At 33.3% G+C, this 6,620-nt stretch carries 5 protein-coding genes; 3 read left to right on the plus strand and 2 right to left on the minus strand.

Annotated elements, in window-relative coordinates; genetic code table 11:
* The first annotated feature begins 1,983 nt into the window (after positions 1-1,983).
* Positions 1,984-2,691, plus strand: a complete 708-nt coding sequence (locus tag ACIQZD_RS19625) for a cytochrome c biogenesis CcdA family protein (RefSeq protein WP_402905597.1) — start codon at positions 1,984-1,986, stop codon at positions 2,689-2,691.
* A 210-nt stretch (positions 2,692-2,901) separates the two neighbouring features.
* Here ACIQZD_RS19625 and spoVB read toward each other — a convergent pair whose 3' ends face one another.
* Together spoVB and ACIQZD_RS19635 are read right to left on the minus strand one after the other, a co-directional pair.
* Entirely contained in the window at positions 2,902-4,437 is a 1,536-nt protein-coding gene (gene spoVB, locus ACIQZD_RS19630) for a stage V sporulation protein B (protein ID WP_402905599.1), read from the minus strand.
* 210 nt (positions 4,438-4,647) lie between these two features.
* Entirely contained in the window at positions 4,648-4,905 is a 258-nt protein-coding gene (locus tag ACIQZD_RS19635) for a DUF2533 family protein (RefSeq protein WP_057277283.1), read from the minus strand.
* A gap of 120 nt (positions 4,906-5,025) precedes the next feature.
* Between ACIQZD_RS19635 and ACIQZD_RS19640 the strand changes: the two genes are divergently transcribed.
* A complete protein-coding gene (locus tag ACIQZD_RS19640; protein WP_402905650.1) occupies positions 5,026-5,595 on the plus strand; it encodes a recombinase family protein in 570 nt (189 codons plus the stop codon).
* Positions 5,596-5,719: 124 nt separating this feature from the next.
* Positions 5,720-6,454, plus strand: a complete 735-nt coding sequence (locus tag ACIQZD_RS19645; RefSeq protein ID WP_402905601.1) for an SDR family NAD(P)-dependent oxidoreductase — start codon at positions 5,720-5,722, stop codon at positions 6,452-6,454.
* Positions 6,455-6,620 lie beyond the last annotated feature (166 nt).

The following is a 6,620-nucleotide window of genomic DNA, read 5'->3' on the forward strand; positions in this document are numbered from 1 at the left end:
CCACTTTTAACATTTGTGAAATGTTAGACAAGAAGAATCGTTTATTCCTTTTAGTACACAGCCATATTAGTTAAATCCCAAATTTAATAAATCGGAGGTATGAATGTGTTAAACAAATTTAAAAAATTAATAAGTGATCCAAAAGTACAAAAAACAGTAAAAGAAAAGGTAATCCCTTTGGTGAAAAAAGAAATTGAAAAAAGAAAAACAAATAAAACATAGTCCTAAATACGAGTCAATGCTTCTAATAGCACATAAGGGGTGAAGCTTTATTTGTATTTGACTCTCTCAAAAATTTATTAAACTAATGGGTGCTTTACTTCAATAAGTAGTAAGGCTTTTTTTCTTTAACTACAGGGGCAAGTTAATTGGACGATAGGTAGGAATTAAGGTGATCGAATGAAAATACTTGTCCTTGTTGGAGTTAAAAACAGATAAAGAACCAACTGAAACATATGATGTTTGCAAAATTTTTTCGGGAAGATGATGGAGATCAATATAGTGCCCCAGATGAAGAGGGTGGTGCCAATATCCCATTAAGGTCATATATTTTTATCGGCTTTTCGTGCTTGAATAGCTGCTGGGAAGTCAGACATCATATAGTTTTCTTTTAAACAATATTTACTAAATGATTTTAAACACGAAATTGCGGTGTTTTAACGTTCATGGTTTAATACTAAGATTGATGACCCGAATTTGCACAAAACGACGCACACTGGACGATGTGAGTTCATCTAAGTCTTAAGATAGGTTGTTAGGCAGTTAGAAACTCACCGTAGAACTTTAAATTGAATGTGTAACTAGTTAAGTGTTCAAGAAGTAATTTTTCTCAACTACTAGTACACAGATAATCAACCGAAGCTCGAACGTAATTCATAATTAGGAATTATTCGATCCAAGCGAAAGAATTATGTTCGAAACCATTTATTATGAGAACTAACCGAGAGAATTATCGGAAGCAACAATGAATGATATAGTCAACTTGAGCCAAATTAGGGGACTATAATGAATCTTAGGTGTAGAAGATCATAAAAGCAAGAACATTTCAGGTATCTATAATTGCTTATTAATCAACCATTTCACAAATTAATGTACTCACTTTTGTGTCTAATCAGTAGGAACCAAAAGTGAGTACATTCTTTATATGGAAGGCAAAAGTGTGATCATTTTAAGCAGTGAATGAAGCAATTCTTTATCAAAATTAACAGCATGTTTCTACAAATTACCGAGATTTCGACAAAGGATTCTGTAAAGTAATGTAGAATATCTGACATAATATATTTTTAAAACAACGCTTCATTATCGCTATTTAGAAAAGTAGTAAAAATGAAGAAACTCAGCTAACTTCTCTTATGAAGGTAGATGGGTTTTAAAGTTGTATGTGCAAAACAGCTCTTAAAATAAGTGCAAATTAACGCCTAAAGTGACATCCTTTCATTCTACTTATCTAATTTATTTATTATTTAACTTAAATTTCACACACAAAATCTACTTAAAATAGCATTTTGAATTGTCTATTATGAGTGTACTCAAAATTTACATCTTAAATTTGTGTTATTGTAACATAGTGTTAACCACTGGATGAATCTAGTGTGGAATTTTACTTGTGCAACTAACGGGGTAGGTTAGTGAAAGAAGGGATTATTTATCAAAGTGGAAAATGGTACAATTTAGGTAAGAGGTGAGGTAAATGAGTCTTATTCTTTTTGCTTTTATTCACATACTAATAGGGTTAGCATTAATATACTTTTATGGTAAATTACCAAAAGCAATATCGGCATTTGCGTTTGTTTTTTTTACTATGAGTTTTCTTTATTGGGGAGTCATTTTAAATTCTTTAATCAACTAACAGGTGCGTTAGCTGAAGATCGGAGCTGTCTTTAAGGCAGCTTTTTCTTTATGCGGACAGGATAGTTCAAGAAAACACAGGAATATATGGTAAAATCTACATACAAGGGAAAATCAAAATTGGAGGAAATTAGATTGGAAGACTTAAACATTTTTTTATCTTTGGGTGCAGGGGTATTATCTTTTATATCTCCGTGTTGTTTGCCTTTATATCCTGCATTTTTATCGTATATTACAGGCTTTTCAGTTAGTGAGTTAAAAGAAGATAGTAGAAAATTAAATCGTAAGACAATACTTCATACCTTTTTCTTTTTGATTGGGTTTTCAATTATTTTTGTAGTGTTAGGGTTATCAACATCGTTTTTTTATGCCCTTTTTTATGAATACATTGATTTAATTAGACAAGTAGGGGCAATTTTGATAATTGTTTTTGGGTTAATTATTGTTGGGGTTTTTCAACCAAAATTTCTAATGATAGATAGGAAAATAACTTTTAAAAATCGTCCATCAGGTTATATAGGTTCTGTTTTAATTGGAATAGGGTATGCTGCTGGTTGGACTCCTTGCGTAGGACCAATATTAGGTGCCGTTATGGCCCTTGGTTTATCTACTGGTCAGGGATTAATATATATGATTGCTTATATACTTGGTTTTTCCATACCGTTCTTTACAATGTCCTTTTTTATCGGTAAATCAGGATGGATAAGGAAATATAATCACAATATAACTCGATTTGGCGGTTATTTCACAATTATTATGGGGGTTGTCTTGTTTTTTGATTGGATGACTAATATCACATCTTTTCTTGTAAATAATGTATTTGGAGGTTTTACGGGTTATTAATGCCTAATGAATAACAGATGCGAGCCTTTTTCTTAATGAACTTACGGGTGCGTTAGTTGCTTAAGGAAGTTGTTTAAACGACTTTATTTCTGTTGATGGTTAAAGAAAATTTTAACACCGTCTGAATAATAGGACGGTGTTAAGTGTGTTTTATAAAAGCAAAATTAAACAACTGTATTGTCACCGATCAGTAAGTTAGTTAAATGTATGCTACTTATGCAATTTTTTGAAATCAATGATCTTGAAAAAAAGTAGAAATAGTAGATAACTAAGCAAGGAAATAGTTAAAGATATAACCAATATCACGATTGAATTTGTAGTCTCATTTTGAATATATTTAAATGTAATTAATCCACCGTACCCCATAATAATACCGGATAAAATAACTTTGATAGTATCGATTAGGTTTAAATAAAGCCCAATTAATTTTTTAATTGAAAAGAAATGAAGGGATGTACCTAAGGTCAATCCTATATTTAAAGATAGGGCGACTCCATAAATCCCTAATTCAGGGTTTGAAGCCAGAAAGACTATAGAAATTAAGGATATTATTGAAGCCACTAAATTATTTATCATGACAGTATTCGCTTTTCCTAAACCAATAAGTACTGCTTGAAAGGGAGTACGGAAATAGTGTAGTAGAAAGAATGGCCCCATGATTTTAAGAAAAGTACCTGCTTCCGGTGACTTATATATCAGAGTCGTTAAGGGCTCTGCAAAAACGTACAAAATGATTGTCCATGGAACGCCTACAATCAAAGCTATGTTTACAGCTTGTTGAATTCTTTTCTTAATAAGAAGATGATTATTATTCTCTTTCGATTCACTAATGGCTGGTACTAAAGCTACTGATAAAGAATTCGTTACAAAACCCGGAAGAAGCATTAAAGGTATAGCATATCCCATCACAATACCATATTGTTTTGTAGCTAAAGCCGTTCCAATACCGGCCAGAGCCAAACTTTGTGTAATCAGAATGGGCTGAATAATTCCTATCAAAGATTGTATAAAGCCGTTTCCAGTTGTCGGCAGACCAGTTTTAAGTAAATCGAAGAAAACTTCCTTACCTTTGCTGATCTGTTTAATAAAGGAATGGTGTAATTTGAATTTTTTATGTTTTGACCATTTAAACACAGAGAATAAATATAGTAGAGAAAATCCTTCTCCAATAATGCCACAAAGAACTGCTCCAGCTGCAGCATATTCGATTCCGTAAGGAATAAGCCACTGAACTAGAAAAAATATAAGCCCAATTCTAACAACTTGCTCAATTACTTGGGATAGCGCAATTGGCGTCATGTTTTGTTTGCCACGGAAATATCCTTTTATGACTGAAGAAACTGCCACAATAGGGACTATCGGTATAACGGCAAGCAAAGAATAATAAGCTCTTTGATCTGTTAAGAAATGTGAAGATAATGCCTTAGCACCGAAAATTGCAATAATCATTAAAATTAATCCTAATAAGCTAGTAGTTACTAATGATACAACCAGGATTTTTTTTACACGTTTATAGTTTCCCTTTATTTCAGCTTCAGCAACCAGTTTAGATATAGCTATGGGGAGCCCTAACGTAGTTAATGTAATTAAAAGACCAGTAACAGGCATTGCCATCATGATAAGCCCGACGCCTTCAGGACCTATTACATTTGCTAATACTATTCCGTTAGCGAATCCCAATATCTTTGTAATGAATGCGGCAACTGTTAAAATCATAGTTCCTTTAAAAAGAGTTTGTTTAGTCATCAATTATTCACCCTTTATCTTGTCCATATTTGAATATATGCAGGATAAAGGTAAACTAGCTTTCTATATTTTTCTTTTTGTAGAACTAACGAGTATTTTTGGAGATTTGAGCATAAAAAAACACTCATCTATAAAATGAGTGTCAGGAGGTCGAGGGTTAACACCGATATTCGGTGCTTTTTCTTACGACTAAGAGATCAGTAAATTATTTTACTTTAATGACTCCACATATGAATGAACCATTTCTGGGGTAACTAATTTACGAGTAGGTATTAGCCTTTGGTTTGCAAGAACATTGATTTGCATAGTGATTTGATTAATATGGTCTGTTGTAAAATCCTTTTCAGCCTTACATAATTCTATAGCTCCTTGAATATAATCTTCACGTTGTTGGTCTAATAGGGAAAATTTAGTAAAAAGTTGATTTTGTTTTTGAGCATGTAACGTAAGGGCTTTATGTACACTCATTGTCCTTCACTCCTATAATTTTTTCTATTTTTCTAATAGCTACTTCTATATTAACATCATCATTTTTTTAGCAATAGCAAAAACTATAAAAGATAAATCCAAAAGGTAGTTGTTTCACGCATCGGATGTGATTATGAATACGGACGAGTAAGCACCATTGATCAATCATTAGATTTACAGGAAGAGAAGTTAAAAGAATATGGCTGTGAGAAGATATTCATAGAGAAACAAAGTGGTGCTAAAAGTGATCGTGAGGAACTGATTAAGGCGTTAGACTTTTTAAGGGAAGGAGACAAGCTGGTTGTTTACAAAATAGACAGACTAGCTAGGAGTACATTTGATTTACAAAAGATTGCTAAGGAACTAGAAGAACGGGGAATAGCTTTAGTATTCATCAAAGAACAGATTGATTTTAGTACACCATCTGGAAAGCTAATGTTTACTATGCTGGGGGCTATTGCTGAGTTTGAACGTGATTTAATCAAAGATAGGACCACTGAGGGACGTGAAAGGGCAAAAGCTAAAGGAACTCATATGGGACGTAAAGGAAAGGACGAGAAGGACGTTAAAAAGGCTTTGAAGCTGTTTCAGGAGAGAGAATCTAACGGATTAAGTGTAAATGAGATAGCTAAAATGACAGGCGTTCCACGTTCCACTATTTACGCTAAAGCGAAAGAGACGAGACTTTAATAGTGTTAGCCTTTTTCTTTATGCAACTAACGGGGCAGGTTAGTTCAACAAGGATAACGGTTAACACTCATGCTACTATTTAGTTAATTAGAGTAATAATAGATGGAGAGAGGAGCTTCAATAAGTGCTCAAAAATAGAAAAGTAATCGTAACAGGCGCGGCTTCTGGAATAGGAAAAGAAATTGTCAAACAATGCTTACATGAGGGGGCTTCAGTAATTGCGTGCGATATTAATGAACATTCCTTATATGATTTAAAACGGTCAATAGATGATCGCTATGTACTTCATACATATCAGTTAGATGTAAGTAACCATGAAGAGGTCGTTAAATTTTTTGTATATGTTGAAGCAGAACATGCTGATGTAGATGGTTTAGTTAATAATGCGGGGAATTATTTGGCGAAAAATATACTGGATTATCAAGTAGATGAAATTGATAAAGTCTTAGATATAAACGTTAAGGGGTTTATTTATCTCTCACAAATGTTCGGTAAAAAATTATTTCAAAGCCAACGTAAGGGAATTATCGTTAATATGTCTTCAGTGTCAGGAATGGAGGGTAGTTCAGATGCAATTTATGGGTTATCAAAAGCTGCCATATTAGGTTTAACTAAAAGCTGTGCAATGAATTTCTCACCATACATCCGAGTTAATGCTGTTGCTCCTACGATGGTTAATACTCCCATGATGGGTACGATACCTGATTGGAGAAAAGAGGAGTATTTAAGTCACCAACTCATCAATACGCCTGTCCTGCCTGAAGATGTGGCTGATACTGTTGTCTTCTTATTATCAGATAGAGCCAAGCATTATACAGGCGCAACATTCGATATTAATAATGGAGGATATCTAAGATAGTTCTGCTTCTTGTTAAACAATAGGTACGTTTGTTGAGATCGGGGTTGCTCGACAATCCTTTTTCTTATAGAACTAAACCAGCTAATAGTTAGTCAACATTTTTCAATGAAAACTTAAAATATTTCATGCTATACTAAATTTGTGCATGCCAAATAACCTTCCAATG

The sequence above is a fragment of the Peribacillus sp. NPDC096447 genome (assembly GCF_044762725.1).
Classification (GTDB): Bacteria; Bacillota; Bacilli; order Bacillales; family DSM-1321; genus Peribacillus.

Bases quoted from the DNA above. Each gene is read 5' to 3' on its own strand.
- ACIQZD_RS19635 (WP_057277283.1), bottom strand. From the start codon at position 4,905: ATGAGTGTACATAAAGCCCTTACGTTACATGCTCAAAAACAAAATCAA.
- spoVB (WP_402905599.1), bottom strand. From the start codon at position 4,437: ATGACTAAACAAACTCTTTTTAAAGGAACTATGATTTTAACAGTTGCC.